The following is a 22,327-nucleotide window of genomic DNA, read 5'->3' as shown; positions in this document are numbered from 1 at the left end:
CGCCCCCCCTAACCCCCCCCTCCCCTCGGGCTTGCCTTTTTCCCCCCTCCCGCGACAACCCCCCCCCCCCCCCCCACCCAATGCCGTGGGCCATCACGCAGGACGAGCGCCGGGAGCGGCAAGGCGGCGCCGGGAGCGTTCTACACCTGGTAGCGGTCCGGGGCGAAGAGGTCCAGGTGGGCCGCGATCCAGTCCGAGGTCAGGGACAGGCCTTCCGCGAGGGAGACCCGCGGCTGCCAGCCCGCCCAGTCGCGGGCCCGCGTGTTGTCCGAGAGGAGGCGTTGGACCTCGCTGCCCGACGGGCGCAGGCGCGCGGGGTCGACGACGACCTCCGCGTCCCGGCCCGAGGCCGTGATCAGGGCCGCGGCGAGCTCCCCGATGGAGATCTCCTGACCGGAGCCGAGGTTGACCACCTCGCCCAGCGCCCGGTCGCACTGCGCGACCGCGAGGAACCCCTCGGCCGTGTCCGTCACGTACGTGAAGTCCCGCGTCGGGGTCAGCGAGCCGAGGCGGACCTCCCGGGCCCCGGAGTGCAGCTGGGCCAGGATCGCCGGGATCACGGCCCGCGCCGACTGCCGTGCGCCGTAGGTGTTGAAGGGGCGCACCACCGTCACCGGCAGCTCGAAGGCGTGGTGGAAGGAGAGCGCCATCATGTCCGCGCCGATCTTCGACGCGGAGTACGGCGACTGCGGCTGGAGCGGGTGGCTCTCGGAGATCGGCGCCGTCAGCGCGGTGCCGTACACCTCGCTGGTCGAGGTGTGCACGAAGCGGCGCACCGCGTGCCGCCGGCAGGCCTCGGCGACGTTCTCGGTTCCGGTCACGTTCGTCTGGACGTAGGCGCCGGGCGAGACGTAGCTGTACGGGATCCCGATCAGCGCCGCCAGGTGGAACACGGTGTCGCACCCGGCCACCGCGTCGCTGACCCGGCCCGCGTCGCGGACGTCGCCCGCCCACATCTCCACCGGGCCGTCCGGGTCGGCCAGGTAGCGCGCCAGGTGGCCCTTGTCCGCGTACGGCTTGTAGTGCACGAAGGCCCGCACCCGGGCGCCGCGCGCCACCAGCAGGTCGACCAGGGTGGAGCCGATGAACCCCTCCGCCCCGGTGACCAGGACGGTACGGCCGGTCCAGTTGAAGGGAGTGGTGCCGGTGTGTGCCGCGGTGCTCATGCGTGCTCCAGGGAGGGGAAGGTGAAGGGGGAGGGCAGGGGGTGGCCGGAGATCCGCAGGACCTCCGCGGCCAGGAGTTCGGCGGCCCGCGCGTGCGGGCCAGGGTCGGCGGCCCCGGCCATGGCGGCCAGCCGCGCGGGGTCGGCCAGCAGCGGCCCGGCCAGCTGGGCGAGGGCGGCCGCGGTGGTGTCGCCGTCCGCGAGGAGCAGGCCCGCTCCCGCGTCCGACAGCACCCGGGCGTTGTGCGTCTGGTGGTCGCCGGGCGCGTGCGGGTAGGGCACCAGCACGGCCGGGACCCCGGTCGCGGCGAGTTCCGCGACGGTCGCCGAACCCGCCCGGCACACCACCAGGTCCGCCGCCGCGTAGACCAGGTCCATCCGGTCCAGGTACGGCACGGCCCGCGCGATCCGGTGCCCGCCGTTCGCCGCCAGCTCGGTGACCGCCGTGGCCAGCGCCTTCGGCCCGGTCTTGATCAGTAGCTGTACGTCGTCGCGCTCCTGCCAGAGCCCGGCCAGCGCGGCCGCCGCCCCGGTGAGCCGTACGGCGCCCAGGCTGCCGCCGTTGAACACCACCAGCCGCCGCCCGGCGGGCACCCGCAGGGCCCGCCGCGCCTCGTACCGCAGCGCGTCCCGCGCCGGACGGTCCAGCTCCGCGAGCCCGGCCAGCGCCGCCGAGATCGGCATTCCGGTGGTCAGCGCCCGCTCTCCGCCCGCCAGGTGCGCGCGGCTGCGGTCGAAGGCGACCGCGATGTGCGGGGTGAGCCGGGCCGCGAACTGGTTGGCCCGACCCGGTACCGCGTTGGACTCGTGGATCACCGCGGGCAGCCCGGCCATCCGGGCCCCCAGCACGGCGGGCGCGCTCGGGTAGCCGCCCATGCCGACGACCACCTGCGCGCCCTGGGCGCGGATGACCGTACGGGCCTGGGCCGCCGACCGCAGCAGGGCCGCGGGCAGCAGATAGCGCTTCGCGCCGAGCGCGGGGTCGAAGGGGATCATGTCGACGGTGTGCAGCCGGTAGCCCGCGCCGGGGATCAGCTCGGTCTCCAGGCCGCGCTCGGTCCCGATGAACGAGATGACCGCCCCGGGGACGGCGGCGCGCAGCGCCTCGGCGAGCGCGAGCCCCGGATAGATGTGGCCGCCGGTGCCGCCCGCACCGATCACGACGGAGAGTGGTGTGGTCATGGCCGCACACTCCCGGTGCGCCCTAAGAACGTTCTAAGAGGTTCTCTCACCCGCCTTTGGCACTCTTTGTTCCATGAGCAGTCAAGCGGGCGGTCAGCGGATCCTGGTGGTCGACGACGAGCCGGAGGTACGGGCCGCCGTCGAGGACGGGCTCGCGGTCGAGGGGTACGAGGTGCGCGGGGCCGCCGACGGGCTGGCCGCGCTGACCGAGGTCGGGAGCTGGCAGCCCGACGCGCTCGTGCTGGACGTGATGATGCCGGTGCTCGACGGGCTCGGGGTGTGCCGCCAGCTGCGGGCCGTGGGCGACCGTACGCCCGTACTCGTACTGACCGCGCTCGGCTCGGTCAGCGAGCGGGTCGACGGGCTGGAGGCGGGAGCGGACGACTACCTGGTCAAGCCCTTCGCCCTGGACGAGCTGGTGGCCCGGGTCCGGGCGCTGCTGCGGCGGGCCGCGCCGGAGCCGGGCGGTGGGTCCGCCGAGCTCGGCTTCGCCGACCTCGTCCTCGACCCGGCCACCCGGACCGGGCGCCGGGGCGGGCGGAACCTGGAGTTCAGCCGGACCGAGGCCGCCCTGCTCGAACTGCTGCTGCGCCACCCCGGGCAGGTGCTGCCGCGCGAGCTGATCCTGGAGCTGGTGTGGGGGCGCGACTTCGGCCCCGACTCCAACTCCCTCGCCGTGTACGTCGGATACCTGCGCCGGAAGCTGGAAGCGGCGGGCGAACCCCGGTTGGTCCACACCGTGCACGGGGTCGGCTACCGGTTGGACACGGCGTGAGCGGGGAGCGGCCCGGGCGCGGCCGACGCGGGCGCGGCGCGCCCTGGCGCCGGCGCCGCCCGCTGCGCACCCGCCTCGCGCTCGCCGTCACCGCCGCCGTGGCGTTCGTCGCGCTCGGGGTGTGTCTGGCCGCCTTCGTCGTCGTGCGCGAGGCGCTCTACCACCAGCTCGACCTGACGCTGACCCAGTCGGCACGGCTCGCCCAGAAGAGCGCGGAGGGGGAGAAGCCGGGGATCGTCGCCGGGCAGTGCGAGTTCCTCGCGGCGCCCGCCTGCGCGCAGATCGTGCCGAAGGATCCGGGCCGGGACCCGGCGAAGGGGTACCTGCTGCCGGTCGACCCGGCCACCCGCGAGGTCGCCGCCGGCGCGCGGGCCGGGTACTACACGGACATCTACCTCGCCGGATACCCCATGCGCATGCTGACCACCCGGTTCTCGGACGGGCAGGCGCTCCAAGTGTCCCTGCGCGCCGACACCGTGGAGCGGGGCATCACGGACGCCTCCCACCTGCTGCTCCTGACGGGCGCGGCCGGGGTGCTGCTCGCCGCCGGGCTCGGACACTGGGTCTCGCGCACCGGGCTGGCGCCGGTCAGCCGGCTGACCGCGACCGCGGAGCGGATCGCGGCGACCCGGGACGCGCGGCACCGGATCGAACTGCCGCCGCCCGGGCGGGAGGACGAGATCACCCGGCTCGCGCACAGCTTCAACACCATGCTGGGCGAGCTGGAGGAGTCCGTCAGCGCCCAGCGCAGGCTGGTCGCCGACGCCTCGCACGAGCTGCGCACCCCGCTCACCGCGCTGCGGACCAACGCCGAACTGCTGGCCCGCGCCGAGCGGCTCACCCCCGAGCAGCGGGCCCGGGCGAGCGGAGCGCTCGGGCGCCAGCTGCGGGAGGTGACCGGGCTGGTCAACGACCTGATCGAGCTGGCCCGGGACGAGGAGCCGCAGCCGCTGGTGGAACAGGTGCGGCTCGCCGCGCTGTTGGAACACGGGGTGGCGGCGGCCCGTACGCACTGGCCCGCCGTGCCCTTCGCCCTGCGGGTGGCCGAGGACCTGCGCACGGCCGGGGAGGAGGCCGGGGGCACGGTGCCCGGCGTCCCGGCCCGGCTCAGCAGGCTGCTGGCCAACCTGCTCGACAACGCGGCCAAGTTCAGCCCGGCGGGGCTGCCGGTGGAGGTCGAACTGACCGCTCCCGGCGGGCGTGCGGAGCTGACCGTGCGCGACCACGGCCCGGGCATCGCGGACGAGGACCTCCCCTACGTCTTCGACCGCTTCTACCGCGCCAACGCCTCCCGCGCCCTCCCCGGCTCGGGCCTCGGCCTCGCCATGGCCCGCCAGATCGCCCGGGCGCACGGTGCGGAACTCACGGCGGAGCGGGCCCCGGGGGGCGGGGCGCTCTTCCGGCTAGCCTTCGGTCCCGGTGGTGGTCCCGGTGGCGGTGGGGGCTTCGGTGGCCGGTGAGGTGGCGATGCGGGGGAGGGCGTAGGGGTGTTCCGCGGCCAGCCAGGCGATCAGCTCTTCCCGGACCGCGCAGCGCAGGGTCCAGATGTCGTCCGCGTTCTTCGCCGTGACCACGGCCCGGACCTGGATGGTGTGCGCGGTGGTGTCGGTGACCACCAGACCGCTGGAGCGGCCGTCCCACTCGGGGTGTTCCTTCAGGACGTCCTGGAGCTTCTCCCGCATCAGGGCGACCGGAGCCCGGTGGTCCAGGTGCAGGAAGACGGTCCCGGTCATCTCCGCACCGCCGCGCGACCAGTTCTCGTACGGCTTCCCGGTGAAGTACGACACCGGCATCGTGATCCGCCGCTCGTCCCAGGTCCGTACGACCAGGAAGGTCAGGGTGATCTCCTCGACCTTCCCCCACTCCTTGTCCACGACGACGGTGTCCCCGATCCGGACGGTGTCCCCGAAGGCGATCTGGAGTCCGGCGAAGAGGTTGCCGAGCGTGGACTGCGCGGCGATGCCCGCCACGATGCCGACGACGCCGGCCGAGGCCAGCATCGAGGCACCCACCGCGTGCATCTTCGGGAAGGTCAGCAGCATCGCGGCCACGGTCAGCACCACGACCACGGCCGCCACGGCCCGCTGGATGAGCGTGACCTGCGTACGGACCCGGCGGACCCGGGCCTCGTCGGTGGCCCCGGCGGCGTAGCGGGCGTACACCGTCTCCACCGCCGCGGTCGCGATCCGGATCAGCAGCCAGGCCGCCGCCCCGATCAGCACCAGGTCCAGGGCGCGCCCGATGGGCGGCCAGTAGACCTGCGCCACCCCGGCCTGCGGGAACGAGGCCCGCAGCAGGGCCGCGCACAGCAGCAGGAGGAACGGCGGACGGCAGCGCCGCAGCAGCCCCCACAGCGGGGTCTCGCGGTGCCGGGCGTCGGCCCGGCGCAGCAGGAGGTCGAGCAGCCACCCGGCGAGCAGGGTGAGCACGACCGAGCCGCCGACGACGATCAGCGGGCGCAGTACGGTCTCCATGTCCCGACCGTAGCCCAGGCGCCGCGCCCGTCGCGGGCGGGAGCCCGCGGAGCTGGCACGATTGACCCATGAACATCATGCTTTTCCACTCGACGTACGGACTGCGGCCCGCGGTGCGCGCCGCCGCCGAGCGGCTGCGCGCCGCCGGGCACGAGGTGCAGGTCCCCGACCTCTTCGAGGGGCGTACGTTCGAGACGGTCGAGGAGGGCATGGCCCACCAGGAGGAGATCGGCCGCGACGAGCTGCTGAGGCGCGCGGTCCTGGCGGCGGCCCCCTTCTCGGACGCCGGTCTGGTGTACGCCGGCTTCTCCTTCGGCGGCTCGATCGCCCAGCACCTCGCCTTCGCCGACGACAAGGCGCGCGGCCTGCTCCTGCTGCACGGCACCTCGGACATCGCGGACGACGCGGCGGTCGACGAGCTGCCGGTGCAGCTGCACATCGCGGACCCGGACCCCTTCGAGCCGCACGACTGGCTGACCGCCTGGTACCTGCGGATGCAGCGCGCCGGCGCGGACGTCGAGGTCCACCGGTACCCGGGCGCGGGCCACCTCTTCACGGACGACGGCCTGCCGGACTACGACGCGGAGGCCGCCGAGCAGACCTGGAAGGCCGCCCTCGGCTTCCTCGACAGCCTTTAGGTGTGCTGCCCGGAGCGCCGCTCGCGCAGGTGGGCGGCCAGCGCGAGGAGCCAGGCGCCGCAGGTGTGGGGCGGCGGGGGCCCCACCTCCATGCCGAGCGCGGCGAGGGCGTGGACGAGCCGGTCCTCCTCCAGGGACAGGGCGAGCAGGTCGTGCAGCTCGCCCGTCAGCTGGGCGGCCAGGCCGGGATCGGTGGTGTCGAGGTAGTCGGCGAGCGCGCCGGCGTGGTCGCCGAACTCGCCCGGCATGTCCTGCGAGAACCACCCGCCGAAGAGCTGGGCGAGCTCGGGGAAGCGGGCGTGCCACTCCCAGCGGGTCGCCGGCGGCGCGGGCGGCGGCGCCTGCCCGCTCTCCAGGCTCTCCGCGAGCCGGTCGGCGAGCCACAGCAGCCAGTCGTGGAGCTCCTCGTCGGGCACCCCGAGGTCCGGCGCCGCGTAGAACTCGCCGAGGCGGACGCGCAGGCGGCCCGGCGGGTTCGCGGCGTACTCCCGCAGCTGCTCCTCCGCGACGGCGATCGCCCACGGGCGGGTGCGCCAGGCGTGCCGGAGGTACCCGGTCAGCGCGTGCGGATCGCGGTGGCCGTGTCCGATGTGGGCGCGCAGGACGTGGTCGAGTTCGCCGTACTTCCGGTCGTGCTCGGCGGGCTTCAGGGACACGGGAGAGCCTCTAGAGGTAGATCGGGAAGGTGGCGTGGACGGTGAAGCCGTGCGGGGCGGTCGGGTCCCGGCGCAGCACGACGCGGGCGGCCCGCACGTCCAGGGGCGCCTGTCCGGCCAGCATCATCGCCTGGAGCAGTACCTGGCCGACGGGATCCGGCCGGGACGGCCAGGCCGCCTCGATGGTCAGGCGCCGCCGGGTGTCCTGGGCGAGCCAGCGGTGGATCAGCTGCTCGTTGCGGGTCACCACCTGCTGGGTGGCCCACCGCGCGGTCTCCCGGTCCGGGTAGCTCGCGGCCCTGTTGGCCACGGCGACCGCGCCGGGGACGGTGCTCGCGGTGCTCACCTCAGCCTCCCGTCCAGCCGCGGACGGAGGCCCGCTGCGCGGCGGAGTAGTTCGCGTGCCCGGTGCGCACGAGGGAGTGCAGCCACGCCTGGGCGGCCTGGAGGTCCTGCATCTGGCGGTCCCACGCGTCGAGTTCGTCGACGAAGGCGGAGCGCGCCTCGCCCTTCCAGGCGAGGACGACCGGTTCGGTGCGGGCGTAGAGGATTTCCAGGCGCTCGTTCAGTTTGTGGAGGATGTCCTCCAGCTCGCCCGCGATCTCGCGCAGTCCGCCGAGATCGACGGATATGGATCCGTCCTGCATGGTGCGGTTCCTCCTGGTCCGGTGAGGGGTGAGGGGCGGGGCGTGGGCGTGGGCTACATGTCGAGGATCTTGCTCTGGGGGGCCGCGTCCGGCGGGTTCTCCCCCGACAGCGCCCGGGCCTCGGCGGCGACGTCCACCGACGACTGGGCCTTGCGCAGGCGCTGGAGCGTGTCCAGCTCCTGCCGGGTGAAGCCGTCGCGGCTCATCCGGACGGCCTGTTCGAGGACGGCGAGGATCTCCCGGATGCGTACGGCGTCCTTGGCGACCTGGCGGTGCAGGGCGCGGTACGCGGTGGCGGCCCCGCTCTTCCACTGGGCCTCGGCCCGGTCGACGAGCGCGTCCATCCGCCGCACCTGGCCGTCGAGGTGTTCCCGCATCGCGTCGAGATCGCCCGCGAGCCGTACGAGGTCCTCGTCGGACACGTCCAGGTCGGCGCTGGCCACCATGGTGGTTCCCCCGTTCTGTCTCAGTGCTCTTCGGCGAAGTGTTCGAGGACCGCGTCCAGCAGTGCGCGCAGGATGTCGTGGGTGGCCCAGGGGATGAACCGGCCGAGACCGGCGTCCAGTTCCGCCGGAGTGCGGAAGCTCAGGAGGGCGCTCTGGATCTCACCGGCCAGGGCCGCCGTCTCGGTGTGGCAGTCCTGGGGGTGCCGACTGGCGGCCGCGACCCGGACCGCGTCCGCGGCCGGGTACTCGCCCGACATGAAGCAGCCCGAGAACGCGTTGATGGTGGAGAACCGGATCCAGATCTCCCAGTGGGACAGGGGGAGGCGGGGCAGGTCCGGAGACGGTTCGCCGTCCTCGTCCCGGGTGTAGTCGGCCAGGAAGCGCAGCAGTTCCACCACGGGCCAGCCTTCCGCAGCGCTCGCCAGCTTGGCTCGTGCGAGGGCGGAGAGGGACGCCGTTCCGCCTTCGGCCACGAGGTCGGCGAGGAGGTCCAGTAGCGCGGACACGGCAGCCAGCGGCATGACCCAGGAGGCCTCGGAGGAGTCTCGGACGAGCCGGCAGAAGCGGTCGAGCTCGTCCTCCAGTCGCGGGGCGCCCGGTTCCCGCGCGCGGACCACCAGGTCGAGCACCCTGCCGATCGGCCCCGCGTCGAACAGGGCGTCGCTGTGAACGGTCACGGGCCGCATGCTACGGCGGTACCGGATACGAGGTCAGGACGATGAAGTTCTTGGTGACCGGGTCGAACCGGAGGCTGAAGTGGACGCTCCGCACGTCCTGCGGGGCGGTGGCTCCGGGGGCGAGGGAGGTGCCGGTGACCTCGGTGAACGAGAAGTTGTCGTCGAAGGTCCTCGTGGCCGGGTCGTACGTGTCGGGGTTGGCCGCCAAGCTGGCCCGTTGGTTCCTCAACCACTTGAGGATCTTCCTGCCCATCTGGGTGTCGTCGATGGTCGCTCGGGTGAACCTCTGCGCCGAGTACAGGTCCGGGAACGTGGAGGCCGGGGTCGTCCCGATCCCCGGCTGGTCGCGCAGACGCTGGGCGAGCTGATCCGGGGTGAGGCCCACGTGGCTGTCGATGGTGTGGGCGCCGCTGAGGCCCTCCATCCCGGCCAGTTCCATCGGATAGCGGTGGTTGGCCGTCCAGCCGTCCGCGGTGGTCGGCATGAACGTCGGGCCGAACTCGAAGAGCGAGCGTGCGGCGAAGGCGTTGGCGCGGGCCATTTCCGACTGGAAGGTGGGGACGGACAGGAGCGCTTCCTGGAGCGCCGGCCGAAGGCCGTTCAGCGTCGCCTTCTGGTTCCGGACGGTGCTCTCGTAGGCATCGACGGCGGCGTTCACCTGGGCGATGTCGATGTTGGCGAGGATCTGCGCGAGAACCTGCGCGCCCAGTGTTCCCAACGCCTGGAACACCCGCTTGACGTTGTCGAGGATGCTGCGGTCCGGGTCGATGACCTTCAAGGCGTCCATGATGGCTCTGTGGAGGATGTTCCGCAGGGTCGTGCGCACCAGCTGGGCCGCTTCGGCGTACAGGCGCAGTGCCTCGGCGCACTTCTCGGCCGTGGTGCTGAGGACACCGAAGACGGGATGGTTCATGCCGGGGCTGGCAGCGCTGTCGTGGGACCAGGAGTAGCCCTCCCGGCTCTGACCCCACTTCTTCGTGCCCCAGAGCGAGCTGCAGAACTGCAGCATGGCGTCGTACCACTCGCCCTTGGAACTGTCCGTCACGGCATTGATGGTCTGTATCAGTTGCCCCTCCACGGTGCCCGCGGCGGTGACGTAGCGGAGCCAGATCCGCGAGACCTCGTTCAGGCGCAGGTAGTTCGGCAGGGGCAGGATCTCCAGCGCGCGCCCGGCCCGCAGGGCCTCCTCGACCGCCCAGCGCACGACGTCCCCGGCGATGTTGCCGTCCAGCACGTCCAGGAAGTCCTCGACGGGGTTCTCGTCACTGCTGCCCGGCGCCGGTACCTCCGCGTACCGGGGCTCCGAGAACATCACTTCGGGCTGTCGGCGGACGAACCCCGTCCGCTTCGATTCGTCCGGATGGGTGGCCGCCTCCGCCTCGCCGAAGTTGTCGGCCGTCTCGTTGAAACCGACGGCCGCGCCGCCTATGGCGTGAACGGACTTGGCGTGCGCGTGCAGGAAGAGTTCGGCCACGGCCACGTACTCCGCGGAGAACTCCGCCGCGGCGCTCCCTTTGCCGCCCACCTTGACGTAGGGGGCCAGCGCGTCCAGGAGCTGTGTGGCCACGGTGTGGAAGGAGTGCTGTTCGAAGGCGAGCGCGTTGGACACCTGGTAGAGGTGCGCGGGCGTGACGTCGATGACGCCGTTCTGTCCGATGGGGGACACCGGCGGTGGGGGCCCGGGCAGGGTTTGCTTGTCGGGTGGGGGCGCCGTGGTGCCCGGGGCGGTCGGGGGTGTCTGGGGGACCGGTGACGGGAGCGCCGGGCCGTTGGGCGGCTGGCCCTGGGAGGGCAGCTGCGTGGTGCCGGGGTGGGGCGTGGTGGACGGCTGCGGGGGCTGCGGCGTCGTCGTGGTGCCCGGCGTGGGCGTGCTCATCGGGCGGCCGCGGGTGATCCGGCCGGCTCGGCGGCGTCCATCGGCATGCGCCTCGTCCCCCCTGCTGTCCGCGCGGTCCGGGAGAACCTAGCAACTCCCTTGTCGTACAAGACAGTTGTTCGAGATGAAGTGTCCTAAAGCAGCCGTCCACGGCGAAGGGGCACCGCCCGGCGGGTGCCGGACGGTGCCCCTTCGTCGCTGGTGGACTAGCCGCGGTAGGCGGTCCACATGCTCTTCATGCGGGCGACCTGACCCGCGGTGAACTGGTACATGCACGCGTCGTACGTGTAGTCCATGAAGTTGTGGATCGGGTCCACGCCGCTCGCGGTGCAGGTGTCGCGACCGGTCGGGCACTCGAAGGCGGCGCTGGCCTCGGCCGGGGTGTCGGTGACCGAGTCGCCGCTGCCGGTGCAACCGCCCTGGAAGGTGTGGTAGAGCCCGAGCCAGTGGCCGACCTCGTGGGTGGCGGTGTCGCCCTGGTTGTAGTTGGTGGCGGAGCCGCCGGGGATGGAGCTGTTGAGGATGACCACGCCGTCCATCTTGGGCTGCGAGGCGTAGGAGCTGGGGAAGGTGGCCCAGCCGAGCAGCCCGCCGCCGAGGTTGGCGGTGTAGAGGTTCAGCGCGTTCTTGCCGCCCTTGCGCAGGGCGTTCTTCATGTCCTTCTCGGCCTTGGTGCCGTCGGAGACGGTGTACCAGGTGGCGTTGTTCGTCGTGTCGGTGCCGGCCAGCGAGAACTGGAAGCCCGAGTTGACGTTGCCGCTGCCCTGGCCCGCGTAGGCGGCGTTCAGGACGTCGATCTGGCCCTTGATCTGGGCGGCCGTCAGCTGACCGGCGCTCCCGTTGGTGATCACGTGGACGTAGACCGGGATGGTCGTCGTCGCCGCGGCGACGGAGGACGAGGCGCGCAGGCCGTCGAGCTGCTGGGCCTTGGCGGTGGCGGCGGCCAGGCCGAGCTTCGACTTCAGGTCGGCGTCCATGGCCTTGACCTGGGAGTCCGACACCTCGTTGGGGTCGGCCGCGTGCTGCGCCTGGGGGCGCGCAACACGGGCGTTGGCCGCGGCGCCGGAGCCGGCGCTCTGGTCGGCGCAGGCTTCGGCGGGGGTCTTGGCGGCGGAGGCGGCGGCGACCGAGGTGGGGGCGGTCAGCGGCGCGAAGGCCAGGGTTCCGGCGAGGACGGCCGTGCCCATGAGGCGGCGGCGGAGAAGGGGGGATATGCGGGCAGCAGCGCGCACGTTGGCTCCTCGTAGCGTGGTGGGGGCGGAGGTATTTCCTCACGCTGGCGCGAAGCTTATGTGTCCATGTCATCTTCAAGTCAATGCTTGAAAGTAAAAGATTTGTTGCTTCGGGGGAGTAGGGGCCTCCGGAAAGTGGCCGAAAACCCCCACCCGCAGCAAATTTGACTGTGTGTCAGCGCACCGGCCGGTCTGCCCGCTCCACCTTCTGGGTACCGTTCAGGGTCCGGTACGAGCGGTCCCACGCCGAGGTCGCGTTCTGCTTGGTCTTGTCCGAGATCACGTAGTAGTCCATCTGCGAACGCTCGGCCGTCACGTCCAGAACCCCGTACCCGTGAGCGTCCATGTCCAGCCACTTCACGTGCCGGTTGGCGGCCTTGATGGCCGATTCCGCCACCAGCGAGGCCGTGTCGGCCGGCACGTGCAACAGGTCGTCGATGTTGTCCGAGGTCACCGAGGTGACCACGAACTCGACCGCGGCCGACTTGGAGAACGGGTACGTCGCCGCCGTCAGCGGCACGTCGTTGGCCCACGCCATGTGGATGTCACCGGTCAGGAACACCGTGTTCCTGATGTTCTGGCCGCTCAAGTGGCCCAGCAGCTCCGCCCGGTCGTCCGTGTAGCCGTCCCACTGGTCGACATTGATCGCGAGCCCGCCCTTGGGCAGCCCCAACAGCCCGGCCAGCGGCTCCAGCAGGTGCGCCGGGAGCGCGCCGAAGGCCACCGGCGAGATCATCACCGAGGTGCCGACCAGCTTCCAGGCCGCCTGCGAGGAGGTCAGCCCCGACTTGAGCCAGTCCAGTTGGGCCCGGCCGGTGATGGTGCGCTCCGGGTCGTCGACCTTGCCGCTGCCGATGGTGGCCTGCTGGGAGCGGAAGCTGCGCAGGTCCAGCAGGAGCAGGTCGACGAGGTTGCCGAAGCGCAGCTGCCGGTAGACGGTGCCCGCGGTGGAGGGGCGCACCGGCATCCACTCGAAGTAGGCCTGCTTCGCGGCGGCGGCGCGGGCCGCCCAGTCGCCCTCGGCGCCCGGGGTGTGGTTCTCGGCCCCGCCCGACCAGGCGTCGTTGGCGAACTCGTGGTCGTCCCAGATCGCGATCATCGGGTGCACCGCGTGCAGGTTCTGCAGGTCCGCGTCCGTCTTGTACTTGCCGTGCCGGGTGCGGTAGTCGGCGAGGGTGAGGATCTCGTGCGCGGGCGCGTGCTGGCGCACCACGTACTTGGGCTCCGGGTAACCGCCCGTCTTGTACTCGTATATGTAGTCGCCGAGGTGCAGTACCGCGTCCAGGTCGGTGCGGGCGGCGAGGTGGCGGTAGGCCGAGAAGTACCCGGCCTCCCAGTTCGCGCAGGAGACCACGCCGAAGCGGACTCCCGGCACCGGGGCCCCGACCACCGGCGCGGTGCGGGTGCGACCGACCGGGGAGACGGTGGCGCCGGCGGTGAACCGGTACCAGTACGTCGTCTGCGGCCGCAGCCCCCGGACATCGGCCTTGACGGTGTGGTCGGCGGCCGCCGACGTGGTGAGGGAGCCGCTCGCGGTGATCCGGGTGAAGCCCTGGTCCTCGGCCACCTCCCAGTCCACGCGGGTGGTGGGGCCGAGGCCGGAGCCCGGTACGGCCTCGGCGGTGGGGGTGACGCGGGTCCACAGGAGGACGCCGTCGGGCAGCGGGTCGCCCGAGGCGACCCCGTGCAGGAAGGCGGGTGCGGTCTCGGCCGCGTGGGCGGCGCTTCCCAGGGCGGCCGTAGCGGCGAAGGGGGCGAGCGCGGCGACACCGGCGGCGGCCTTGACGACCGTACGGCGACGCGGCTCGGGGGCGGAAGAAGGGAGAAGACTGGTCACGGGCGGTCAGATTACTGGCCAGTAAGGCCGGAAGGCAGCCCCGGGAGAGCAAAGGGCGGGCGAACTCTGGGAGTCCGCCCGCCCTTTGTGCCTCCGGCCCGTCAACGGGCCGGGATCCGCCGTCGTATCAGCCCTTCAGGGCCGCGTCGATCGCCGTGTTGTACGCCTCGACCGTCTGCGGGGTCTCGATCTTCTTGCCGTCCATCTTCAGCGTCGGGGTGCCCGTCACGCCGGACTTGTTGAAGGCCTTCGACATCTCCAGCGCCCACCGGTCGTAGGTGCCGTCCTCGACCGCCTTCTTGAAGGCCGCGTTGGCCTTCAGGGCCGGGACCTGGTCCGCGATCTTCAGCAGGGTCTCGTCCTTGGCGAAGGCGTCGTCGCGCTCGTCCGGGTGGTTGGTCGTCGAGTACAGCGCCGCCTTGTACTCCAAGAACGCCTCGGGGCTGACGTCCAGGGCCGCGCCCAGGGCGCTGAGCGCGTTCTTCGAGCCCACACCGGCGGACATGTTGTCGATGAAGGTCGCGCCGAAGTACTGGAGCTTGTACTTGCCCGCGTCGACGTCCTTCTTCACCTGGGCGCCGGAGGCCTGCTCGAACTGGGCGCAGGCCGGGCAGCGCGAGTCCTCGTACAGCTCCAGGGTCTTCTTCGCCTCGGCCTTGCCGATGACCACGGTCGTGCCGTTCTCGCCGGTCGTGTTCTTCGGCTTGACCAGCGTGGCCGTGGCCGCCGCCTCCCAGGCGGTGGGCTTGGTGTTCTGGATGACCGCGTAGCCGATGCCGCCCGCCAGGGCGAGGGCCGCGACGACCGCGCCCGCGACGATGACCTGACGGCGGACCTTGTCCTTCTTCGCCTGGCGCTCGCGCTCGGCGCGCAGCTTCTCGCGCGCGGCTGCCTTGTTGGCCTGGCTGTTGCGGGAACTCATGGGGTGCTCCGTGGGGTGATGCGGTTCGGATGGGGACTGCCGTGCGTCAGGCGCCGAAGAGCGGCGCCGCGTACGGCGGACCCCTGCGTCCCACGGAGTGCGCGGGGAACCGGGTACGGGCCCCCACGCCCGGGAGCACCGCCCGCAGCGCGGGTCCCACCCGGGCCGGGGCCGCGCCGACCGAGGCCACCGCCAGCAGCAGTGGCCGGAAGGCGCGCACCGCGATCACCCGCAGCAGCTGCCCCAGCGCCCGCTCCCCGCGGCGCAGCCACAGCGCGGCCAGGAGCCCCACCGAGACGTGCGCCCCGAGCAGCAGCCAGGGCGTCCACGGGCCGGGGGAGTCGAGCAGCAGCGCCGGCCCGGCGGCGGGCCCGGTGACCTCGGCCAGCGGCCCGCCCACCGGGGTGCCGCCGCAGAGCTCGGCCAGCCCCAGCGCGCGCAGCGGACCGTCGACCGGGCCGCCCGCGGGGCCGTAGCAGAAGTGCTGCGCGGCGGTGAAGACCGTGTCGGCGGCCAGCTCCAGCGGGACCAGCAGCCCGGCGATGGAGCCGAACCCGCGCTCGCGCCCGGCCAGGGCGAAGGACAGCCCGAAGACGGCCGCGAAGGCCCCGGCCAGCAGGGCGGGCGGCAGCGGTTCCCGGGACATCAGGACGTGCGAGCCGGCCGAGAGCAGCACGACGAGCGCGCTGAACAGCGCCGCCCGCAGCCCTCGGAGCCCTGCCTCTGATATGTCCATTGCGGCCGAGTGTGCCATGGGTCCCTGTGAGCGGGGGACCTTGGGCCCGCTCACATAAGGCGACTTTTAGGTGACTTTCAGGACGTAATCCGCCCATTGCGGAAGAGGTCGACGAAGATCTGGTGGTCGGCGCGCGCCCGGGCCCCGTAGACGTGCGCGAAATCGACCAGCAGGTCGGCGAAGCCCGCCTCGTCGGCCGCGATCGCCGCGTCGATGGCCCGCTCGGTGGAGAAGGGCACCAGCGACTGCCCGCTCTCCGCCGCGTCCGCCGCCGCGTGCATGGTCGCCGTCGCCCGCCCCAGGTCCGCGACCACCGCCGCGATCTCCGCCGGGTCGTCGATGTCCGACCAGTCCAGGTCCACCGCGTACGGGGAGACCTCCGCGACCAGCTGCCCGGCCCCGTCCAGCTCGGTCCAGCCCAGCCACGGATCGGCGTGCGCCTGCAGGGCCCGCTGGGAGATCACCGTGCGGTGGCCCTCGTGCAGGAAGTAGTCCCGCACCGCCCGGTCGGTCACGTGCCGGGACACGGCCGGGGTCTGCGCCTGCTTGAGGTAGATCACGACGTCGTTCTCCAGGGCGTCGCTGTGCCCCTCCAGCAGGATGTTGTAGGAGGGCAGGCCCGCCGAGCCGATGCCCACGCCGCGCCGGCCGACCACGTCCTTGACCCGGTAGGAGTCCGGGCGGACCAGGGACTCCTCCGGCAGGGTCTCCAGGTACCCGTCGAAGGCGGCCAGCACCTTGTACCGGGTCGCCGCGTCCAGCTCGATCGCCCCGTCGCCCTCGGTGAAGCGGCGCTCGAAGTCACGGATCTCGGTCATCGAGTCCAGCAGCGAGAACCGGGTGCGCGCACGGGCGGCGCGCAGCGCCCCCAGCAGCGGGCCGTCGGCCGAGTCCAGGGTGAAGGAGGGCACCTCGTCGTTCTTGGCGCCGGTGGCCAGCGCGTGGATCCGCTCCCGGTAGGCGCCGGCGTAGGTCCGCACCAGGTCGCCGATCTGCTCGTCGCTGAGCGCCTTGGTGTAGCCGATCAGGGCGACGGAGGCCGCGAAGCGCTTGAGGTCCCAGGTGAAGGGGCCGACGTACGCCTCGTCGAAGTCGTTCACATTGAAGATCAGCCGGCCGTTGGAGTCCATGTAGGTGCCGAAGTTCTCGGCGTGCAGATCACCGTGGATCCAGACCCGGCCGGTCTGGTCGTCCAGGTAGGGGCCGCCGTGCCGCTCCCGCTCCAGGTCGGCGTAGAACAGGCAGGCCGTGCCCCGGTAGAAGGCGAAGGCGGAGGCCGCCATCTTGCGGAACTTGACCTGGAAGGCGGCGGGGTCGGCCGCGAGCAGCTCACCGAACGCGGTGTCGAACACGTCCAGTATCTGTTCGGCGCGCTGCTCGTTCGTCGTCTCGGTGACCGCCATGGCGGGTTCCTCCTGGTGGCACTGGCTCGGTCGCTTCCCGGCCCGGGGGGCCGGATGTGGCTCTTGGTCCTGCAACGGATGACCGTACCGGTCGGTGCCCCGCGATCTTCGACCCACCCGACGTAGACTTCGAGGCTGCCCCCTCACTTCCCCCCGGAGGTCTGCCGTCGTGACCAAAACGCCGTTCACGCACCTGCACGTCCACACCCAGTACTCGCTGCTGGACGGTGCCGCGCGGCTCAAGGACATGTTCAACGCGTGCAATGAAATGGGCATGTCGCACATCGCGATGTCCGACCACGGCAACCTGCACGGCGCCTATGACTTCTTCCACACGGCGCAGAAGTCCGGGATCACACCGATCATCGGGATCGAGGCGTACGTCGCCCCCGAGTCCCGGCGCAACAAGCGCAGGATCCAGTGGGGCCAGCCGCACCAGAAGCGCGACGACGTCTCCGGTTCCGGCGGTTACACCCACAAGACGATCTGGGCGGCGAACGCCACCGGCCTGAACAACCTCTTCCGGCTGTCCTCCGACGCCTACGCCGAGGGCTGGCTCACCAAGTGGCCCCGCATGGACAAGGAGACCATCAGCCAGTGGTCCGAGGGGCTCATCGCCTCCACCGGCTGCCCCTCCGGCGAGCTCCAGACCCGGCTGCGCCTCGGCCAGTTCGACGAGGCCCTCAAGGCCGCCTCCGAGTACCAGGACATCTTCGGCAAGGGGCGCTACTTCCTGGAGCTCATGGACCACGGCATCGAGATCGAGCGCCGGGTCCGCGACGGGCTGCTGGAGATCGGCAAGAAGCTCGGCATCCCGCCGCTGGTGACGAACGACTCGCACTACACCTACGCGAGCGAGGCGGGCGCCCACGACGCCCTGCTGTGCATCCAGACCGGCAAGAACCTCTCCGACCCGGACCGCTTCCGCTTCGACGGCACCGGCTACTACCTGAAGTCCACGGACGAGATGTACGCCATCGACTCCTCGGACGCCTGGCAGCAGGGCTGCGCCAACACGAAGCTGGTCGCGGACCAGATCGACACCGAGGGCATGTTCCAGTTCCGGAACCTGATGCCGAAGTTCGACATCCCGGACGGCTACACCGAGGTCACCTGGTTCCGCGAGGAGACCATGCGCGGCATGCACCGCCGCTACCCCGGAGGCATCCCGGACGACCGGATGAAGCAGGCCGAGTACGAGATGGACACGATCATCTCGATGGGCTTCCCGGGCTACTTCCTCGTGGTCGCCGACTTCATCATGTGGGCCAAGAACCAGGGCATCGCGGTGGGCCCGGGCCGTGGCTCCGCGGCCGGTTCGATCGTCGCCTACGCCATGGGCATCACCGACCTCGACCCGATCACCCACGGCCTGATCTTCGAGCGGTTCCTGAACCCCGAGCGCGTCTCCATGCCCGATGTCGACATCGACTTCGACGAGCGCAGGCGCGTCGAGGTGATCCGGTACGTGACCGAGAAGTACGGCGCCGACAAGGTCGCCATGATCGGCACCTACGGCACCATCAAGGCCAAGAACGCGATCAAGGACTCCGCGCGCGTCCTGGGCTACCCCTACGCCATGGGCGACCGGCTCACCAAGGCCATGCCCGCCGACGTCCTCGGCAAGGGCATCCCGCTCTCCGGCATCCTCGACCCCAAGCACCCGCGCTACGGCGAGGCCGGCGAGATCCGCGGGATGTACGAGAACGAGCCCGACGTCAAGAAGGTCATCGACACCGCCATGGGCGTCGAGGGCCTGGTCCGCCAGATGGGCGTGCACGCGGCCGGCGTGATCATGTCCAGCGAGACGATCACCGACCACGTGCCCGTCTGGGTGCGGCACACCGACGGCGTCACCATCACCCAGTGGGACTACCCGAGCTGCGAGTCGCTCGGCCTGCTGAAGATGGACTTCCTCGGCCTGCGCAACCTCACGATCATGGACGACGCCGTCAAGATGGTGAAGGCCAACAAGGGGATCGACATCGATCTCCTGGGCCTGCCGCTCGACGACCCCAAGACCTTCGAACTGCTCGGCCGCGGTGACACCCTCGGCGTCTTCCAGTTCGACGGCGGCCCCATGCGCTCGCTGCTGCGCCTGATGAAGCCCGACAACTTCGAGGACATCTCCGCCGTCTCGGCCCTGTACCGGCCGGGCCCGATGGGCATGAACTCGCACACGAACTACGCGCTGCGCAAGAACAAGCAGCAGGAGATCACCCCGATCCACCCGGAGCTGGAGGGACCGCTCGAAGAGGTCCTCGCGGTCACCTACGGCCTGATCGTCTACCAGGAGCAGGTCCAGAAGGCCGCCCAGATCATCGCCGGGTACTCGCTCGGCGAGGCCGACATCCTGCGCCGCGTGATGGGCAAGAAGAAGCCCGAGGAGCTGGCGAAGAACTTCGTCATCTTCGAGGAGGGGGCCAAGAAGAAGGGGTTCAGCGACGCGGCGATCAAGGCGCTCTGGGACGTCCTGGTGCCCTTCGCCGGCTACGCCTTCAACAAGGCGCACTCGGCCGCGTACGGCCTGGTCTCCTACTGGACCGCCTACCTCAAGGCGAACTTCCCCGCCGAGTACATGGCGGGCCTGCTCACCTCGGTCAAGGACGACAAGGACAAGTCCGCGATCTACCTGAACGAGTGCCGGCGCATGGGCATCAAGGTGCTCCCGCCGAACGTGAACGAGTCCGAGCCGAACTTCGCGGCCCAGGGCGACGACGTGATCCTCTTCGGGCTCACCGCGGTGCGCAACGTCGGCACCAACGTCGTCGACTCGATCATCAAGACCAGGAAGGCCAAGGGGAAGTACTCGACCTTCCCCGACTTCCTCGACAAGGTCGAGGCCGTGGTCTGCAACAAGCGGACCGTGGAATCCCTGATCAAGGCCGGGGCCTTCGACGAGATGGGCCACACCCGCAAGGGTCTGGTCGCCCACCACGAACCGATGATCGACAACGTGGTGGCGGTCAAGCGCAAGGAGGCCGAGGGACAGTTCGACCTGTTCGGCGGCATGGGGGACGAGGGCGCGAGCGACGAGCCCGGCTTCGGCCTCGACGTCGAGTTCTCCGACGTCGAGTGGGAGAAGTCCTACCTGCTCGCCCAGGAGCGCGAGATGCTCGGCCTCTACGTCTCCGACCACCCGCTCTTCGGCCTGGAGCACGTCCTGTCCGACAAGACGGACGCGGGCATCTCCCAGCTCACCGGCGGCGAGCACGGCGACGGCGCGGTCGTCACCATCGGCGGCATCATCTCCGGCCTCCAGCGCAAGATGACCAAGCAGGGCAACGCCTGGGCGATCGCCACCGTCGAGGACCTCGCCGGTTCCATCGAGTGCATGTTCTTCCCGGCGACCTACCAGCTCGTCTCCACCCAGCTGGTCGAGGACACCGTCGTCTTCGTCAAGGGCCGCCTCGACAAGCGCGAGGACGTCCCCCGCCTGGTCGCCATGGAGATGATGGTCCCCGACCTCTCCTCCGCGGGCACCAACGCACCGGTCGTCCTGACCATCCCCACCGTCAAGGTGACCCCTCCGATGGTCACCCGTCTCGGCGAGATCCTGCGCCACCACCAGGGCAACAGCGAGGTCCGGATCAAGCTCCAGGGGCCGCGCACCACCACCGTGCTCCGCCTCGACAAGCACCGGGTCAAGCCCGACCCGGCGCTCTTCGGCGACCTGAAGGTCCTGCTCGGTCCGTCCTGCCTGGCCGGATAACACCGCCCGCGCGGCACTCGCGGGTGGGCGCGGTACGTCGCCGTACGTGAAGGAAGGGCGCGCCCGGGAAAACTCCCGGACGCGCCCTTTCACATGCCGCACACGGAGGCGTCAGTTGTGGCCGAAGCGCTTCTCCCGGCCCTTGCGGGCCATGTCGGCGGGACTCGCCTGCGAGATCCGCTGCTCGGCCTGATCCTGCATCGACGAGGACTTGGCCTGATCGCCGCCGCGTTCCGGGGTCGAGGACTTCGTCTGCTCGCGGTTCTGCTTCTTGTTCTTGGCCATGGTGGAACCTCCGTGAGGGTCTAGGGGCCAGGACCGCCTTCACCCTCACATACGCTCCGAAGCACCGCATTTTGGATCATTACTGCGCGTAGTCGGCACCGCTTTCCGGTGCGCCGTGAGATCCGCCACGCCGATGATCGAGTTCCGGCCGTCAACGCCCCACCGTTCGGGCAGACTCGGGGAAAACCCAGACCGTCCCCCCGCTCGTCCGGGCGGGACCCGCAGGGAAGAGGGTGGAAGCGTGGACCGCTGCGTCGTCCTGGTGGACGCCGGCTATCTGCTGGGCGCCGCCGCGAGCCTTCTCGCAGGGGAGCCCTCGCGCTCCCGCATCACCGTCGACCACGCCGCCCTCATCCAGGGCCTGCGCGAGCGGGCCGAGGCCGACACCGAACAGCCCCTGCTGCGCATCTACTGGTTCGACGGCGCGCCCGACCGGGTGCCCCAGCCCGAGCACCGGCGGCTGCGCGTCATGCCCCGCGTCACCGTCCGCCTCGGCGCCCTGACCCGCAGCGACGGCCGCTGGGCGCAGAAGGGCGTCGACGCGGCCATGCACGCCGAACTGACCGAACTCGCCCGCAACCGCGCCTGCTCGGACGTCGTCCTGGTGACCGGCGACGGCGACCTGCTCCCCGGCCTGATGTCCGCCAAGGAACACGGCGTCGCCGTCCACCTGTGGGCCGTCCAGGCGGCCGACGGGGACTACAACCAGTCCGAGGACCTCGTGGCCGAGGCCGACGAACGCCGGGTCCTCGACCGCGCCTGGATCACCCGGGCCGTCCGGGCCCGGGACCTCGCCGGACTGTGTGCCCCGCCGCCCGCCCCGCGCCCCGAGATCGCCGCGATCCTCTCCGCCCCCCTCCCGGAGGCGGCCCTCGCCGAAGCCACCCGCAACGGCTCCGTCCCCGGCGTCCGCTCCCGCGGCGACGAGCGGGAGGCCCCGCGCGAGGACCCCGCCGAAGCCACCCAGCCGGTGGCGCCCGGCCGCGCCGTGCCCACCCCCAAGGACCTCGCCGTCCTGCGGGCACCGGGCCAGAGCGCCGGCCCCGGCCACGGCCCGGGCGGCCCCCAGACCTCGCCCGGAGCCCAGGCGCCGAGCGCCCTGCGGTGGTCCTCCGACAAGGGCTGGATCGACCGCGCGGGTCCGCTCGGCGAACCGGCCGAGACGGCCTCACTGCCCACCCTCGCCCAGCTCACCAGCGCCGAGCAGCGCTGGGCCGACCGCGAGGAGGACATCACCACCGTCGGCGGCGACCCCTTCGAGGTCGGCCAGGTCTTCGCCCGCCGCTGGATGGAACGCCTCCCCGAGACCGTCCACCTGCACAAGCTCTCGACCATGTACCCGCGCATCCCGCACCGCATCGACGGCGAGCTGCTGCGCTACGCCGCCCGCTTCGGGCTGCTCGCGCACAAGGACGACCAGATCGACGAACACGACCGCTACGCCATCCGGGCCGGTTTCTGGCGCGAGATCGACGTCCGCGCCGCCGCCGAGCAGGCCACCGCCCCCGCCCCGGCCGCCACGCCCAGCGCCTCCGGGCTCTCCCCGGGCGGCGAGTGAACCCCGCGGCCACCGACGCGGGCCGGGGGGGGGGGGGCCGGGGGGGGGGGGGGGGGGGGGAAACGGGGGGGGTGTTCTCCTTGATGCAGGAACCAAAAAAAAGAGG

At 71.6% G+C, this 22,327-nt stretch carries 20 protein-coding genes; 5 read left to right on the top strand and 15 right to left on the bottom strand.

What is annotated here, in order from left to right:
- Positions 1-140: 140 nt before the first annotated feature.
- Complete coding sequence (locus ACZ4UB_RS20195; RefSeq protein ID WP_468071856.1) at positions 141-1,166, bottom strand: SDR family NAD(P)-dependent oxidoreductase; 1,026 nt, start codon at positions 1,164-1,166, stop codon at positions 141-143.
- A complete protein-coding gene (locus ACZ4UB_RS20190) occupies positions 1,163-2,347 on the bottom strand; it encodes a UDP-N-acetylglucosamine--N-acetylmuramyl-(pentapeptide) pyrophosphoryl-undecaprenol N-acetylglucosamine transferase (RefSeq protein ID WP_468071854.1) in 1,185 nt (394 codons plus the stop codon). The genes ACZ4UB_RS20195 and ACZ4UB_RS20190 overlap by 4 nt, the downstream gene beginning before the upstream one ends.
- Before the next feature lie 73 nt (positions 2,348-2,420).
- Here ACZ4UB_RS20190 and ACZ4UB_RS20185 point away from each other — a divergent pair, with 73 nt between their 5' ends.
- On the top strand, positions 2,421-3,122 hold the full coding sequence (locus tag ACZ4UB_RS20185; RefSeq protein ID WP_468071852.1) for a response regulator transcription factor: 702 nt from the start codon (positions 2,421-2,423) through the stop codon (positions 3,120-3,122).
- Positions 3,119-4,582, top strand: a complete 1,464-nt coding sequence (locus ACZ4UB_RS20180; protein ID WP_468071850.1) for a sensor histidine kinase — start codon at positions 3,119-3,121, stop codon at positions 4,580-4,582. Before ACZ4UB_RS20185 ends, ACZ4UB_RS20180 begins: the two co-directional genes overlap by 4 nt.
- On the opposite strand, the gene ACZ4UB_RS20175 is transcribed toward ACZ4UB_RS20180, so the two are convergent.
- Positions 4,526-5,596: a mechanosensitive ion channel family protein gene (locus ACZ4UB_RS20175; protein WP_468071848.1), complete on the bottom strand. Its 1,071-nt coding sequence runs from the start codon at positions 5,594-5,596 to the stop codon at positions 4,526-4,528. The genes ACZ4UB_RS20180 and ACZ4UB_RS20175 overlap by 57 nt on opposite strands.
- 68 nt (positions 5,597-5,664) lie before the next feature.
- On the opposite strand from ACZ4UB_RS20175, the gene ACZ4UB_RS20170 reads away from it, so the two are divergent.
- The gene (locus tag ACZ4UB_RS20170; protein WP_468071846.1) at positions 5,665-6,234 is read left to right on the top strand and encodes a dienelactone hydrolase family protein; all 570 of its coding nucleotides are present in this window, start codon (positions 5,665-5,667) and stop codon (positions 6,232-6,234) included.
- On the opposite strand, the gene ACZ4UB_RS20165 is transcribed toward ACZ4UB_RS20170, so the two are convergent.
- From ACZ4UB_RS20165 to ACZ4UB_RS20115, 11 genes are all read right to left on the bottom strand, one after another.
- Entirely contained in the window at positions 6,231-6,890 is a 660-nt protein-coding gene (locus ACZ4UB_RS20165) for a contact-dependent growth inhibition system immunity protein (protein ID WP_468071844.1), read from the bottom strand. The two genes, ACZ4UB_RS20170 and ACZ4UB_RS20165, sit on opposite strands and share 4 nt — an antisense overlap.
- A gap of 10 nt (positions 6,891-6,900) precedes the next feature.
- Positions 6,901-7,236, bottom strand: coding sequence for an RNase A-like domain-containing protein (locus ACZ4UB_RS20160; protein ID WP_468071842.1), 336 nt, complete (start codon positions 7,234-7,236; stop codon positions 6,901-6,903).
- Between the two features lies 1 nt (position 7,237).
- The gene (locus ACZ4UB_RS20155) at positions 7,238-7,537 is read right to left on the bottom strand and encodes a WXG100 family type VII secretion target (RefSeq protein ID WP_468071840.1); all 300 of its coding nucleotides are present in this window, start codon (positions 7,535-7,537) and stop codon (positions 7,238-7,240) included.
- Positions 7,538-7,590: 53 nt separating this feature from the next.
- Positions 7,591-7,983: a WXG100 family type VII secretion target gene (locus tag ACZ4UB_RS20150; RefSeq protein ID WP_468071838.1), complete on the bottom strand. Its 393-nt coding sequence runs from the start codon at positions 7,981-7,983 to the stop codon at positions 7,591-7,593.
- 20 nt (positions 7,984-8,003) lie between these two features.
- Complete coding sequence (locus ACZ4UB_RS20145) at positions 8,004-8,660, bottom strand: hypothetical protein (RefSeq protein ID WP_468071836.1); 657 nt, start codon at positions 8,658-8,660, stop codon at positions 8,004-8,006.
- A gap of 10 nt (positions 8,661-8,670) precedes the next feature.
- Positions 8,671-10,536: an RNase A-like domain-containing protein gene (locus ACZ4UB_RS20140; RefSeq protein ID WP_468071834.1), complete on the bottom strand. Its 1,866-nt coding sequence runs from the start codon at positions 10,534-10,536 to the stop codon at positions 8,671-8,673.
- A 206-nt stretch (positions 10,537-10,742) separates the two neighbouring features.
- Positions 10,743-11,723: a zinc metalloprotease gene (locus tag ACZ4UB_RS20135; RefSeq protein ID WP_468071918.1), complete on the bottom strand. Its 981-nt coding sequence runs from the start codon at positions 11,721-11,723 to the stop codon at positions 10,743-10,745.
- Positions 11,724-11,943: 220 nt separating this feature from the next.
- Positions 11,944-13,605: an alkaline phosphatase D family protein gene (locus ACZ4UB_RS20130; protein ID WP_468071832.1), complete on the bottom strand. Its 1,662-nt coding sequence runs from the start codon at positions 13,603-13,605 to the stop codon at positions 11,944-11,946.
- Between the two features lie 127 nt (positions 13,606-13,732).
- Positions 13,733-14,527: a DsbA family protein gene (locus tag ACZ4UB_RS20125; protein WP_354383931.1), complete on the bottom strand. Its 795-nt coding sequence runs from the start codon at positions 14,525-14,527 to the stop codon at positions 13,733-13,735.
- Between the two features lie 46 nt (positions 14,528-14,573).
- On the bottom strand, positions 14,574-15,263 hold the full coding sequence (locus tag ACZ4UB_RS20120) for a hypothetical protein (RefSeq protein WP_468071830.1): 690 nt from the start codon (positions 15,261-15,263) through the stop codon (positions 14,574-14,576).
- A gap of 77 nt (positions 15,264-15,340) precedes the next feature.
- Positions 15,341-16,666, bottom strand: coding sequence for a DUF2252 domain-containing protein (locus ACZ4UB_RS20115; RefSeq protein WP_468071828.1), 1,326 nt, complete (start codon positions 16,664-16,666; stop codon positions 15,341-15,343).
- 169 nt (positions 16,667-16,835) lie between these two features.
- Between ACZ4UB_RS20115 and dnaE the strand changes: the two genes are divergently transcribed.
- The gene (gene dnaE / locus ACZ4UB_RS20110; RefSeq protein WP_468071826.1) at positions 16,836-20,378 is read left to right on the top strand and encodes a DNA polymerase III subunit alpha; all 3,543 of its coding nucleotides are present in this window, start codon (positions 16,836-16,838) and stop codon (positions 20,376-20,378) included.
- Between the two features lie 111 nt (positions 20,379-20,489).
- Here the strand turns inward: dnaE and ACZ4UB_RS20105 are convergent, their stop codons facing one another.
- Positions 20,490-20,663, bottom strand: a complete 174-nt coding sequence (locus tag ACZ4UB_RS20105) for a hypothetical protein (RefSeq protein WP_354383935.1) — start codon at positions 20,661-20,663, stop codon at positions 20,490-20,492.
- A gap of 241 nt (positions 20,664-20,904) precedes the next feature.
- On the opposite strand from ACZ4UB_RS20105, the gene ACZ4UB_RS20100 reads away from it, so the two are divergent.
- The gene (locus ACZ4UB_RS20100) at positions 20,905-22,221 is read left to right on the top strand and encodes an NYN domain-containing protein (protein ID WP_468071824.1); all 1,317 of its coding nucleotides are present in this window, start codon (positions 20,905-20,907) and stop codon (positions 22,219-22,221) included.
- Positions 22,222-22,327: the final 106 nt, after the last annotated feature.

This window comes from Streptomyces sp. NPDC028419, from assembly GCF_055565515.1.
The sequence above is the reverse complement of the archived record's forward strand: the minus strand, read 5'-3'. Positions and strand labels throughout refer to the sequence as shown.

Excerpts from the sequence above, each read along its gene's own strand:
- ACZ4UB_RS20195 (WP_468071856.1), bottom strand. The coding sequence starts at position 1,166 with ATGAGCACCGCGGCACACACCGGCACCACTCCCTTCAACTGGACCGGC.
- ACZ4UB_RS20150 (WP_468071838.1), bottom strand. The coding sequence starts at position 7,983 with ATGGTGGCCAGCGCCGACCTGGACGTGTCCGACGAGGACCTCGTACGG.
- ACZ4UB_RS20155 (WP_468071840.1), bottom strand. The coding sequence starts at position 7,537 with ATGCAGGACGGATCCATATCCGTCGATCTCGGCGGACTGCGCGAGATC.
- ACZ4UB_RS20115 (WP_468071828.1), bottom strand. The coding sequence starts at position 16,666 with ATGGCGGTCACCGAGACGACGAACGAGCAGCGCGCCGAACAGATACTG.
- ACZ4UB_RS20185 (WP_468071852.1), top strand. The coding sequence starts at position 2,421 with ATGAGCAGTCAAGCGGGCGGTCAGCGGATCCTGGTGGTCGACGACGAG.
- ACZ4UB_RS20140 (WP_468071834.1), bottom strand. The coding sequence starts at position 10,536 with ATGAGCACGCCCACGCCGGGCACCACGACGACGCCGCAGCCCCCGCAG.
- ACZ4UB_RS20170 (WP_468071846.1), top strand. The coding sequence starts at position 5,665 with ATGAACATCATGCTTTTCCACTCGACGTACGGACTGCGGCCCGCGGTG.
- ACZ4UB_RS20105 (WP_354383935.1), bottom strand. The coding sequence starts at position 20,663 with ATGGCCAAGAACAAGAAGCAGAACCGCGAGCAGACGAAGTCCTCGACC.
- ACZ4UB_RS20175 (WP_468071848.1), bottom strand. The coding sequence starts at position 5,596 with ATGGAGACCGTACTGCGCCCGCTGATCGTCGTCGGCGGCTCGGTCGTG.
- ACZ4UB_RS20125 (WP_354383931.1), bottom strand. The coding sequence starts at position 14,527 with ATGAGTTCCCGCAACAGCCAGGCCAACAAGGCAGCCGCGCGCGAGAAG.
- ACZ4UB_RS20190 (WP_468071854.1), bottom strand. The coding sequence starts at position 2,347 with ATGACCACACCACTCTCCGTCGTGATCGGTGCGGGCGGCACCGGCGGC.
- ACZ4UB_RS20135 (WP_468071918.1), bottom strand. The coding sequence starts at position 11,723 with ATGGGCACGGCCGTCCTCGCCGGAACCCTGGCCTTCGCGCCGCTGACC.
- ACZ4UB_RS20120 (WP_468071830.1), bottom strand. The coding sequence starts at position 15,263 with ATGGACATATCAGAGGCAGGGCTCCGAGGGCTGCGGGCGGCGCTGTTC.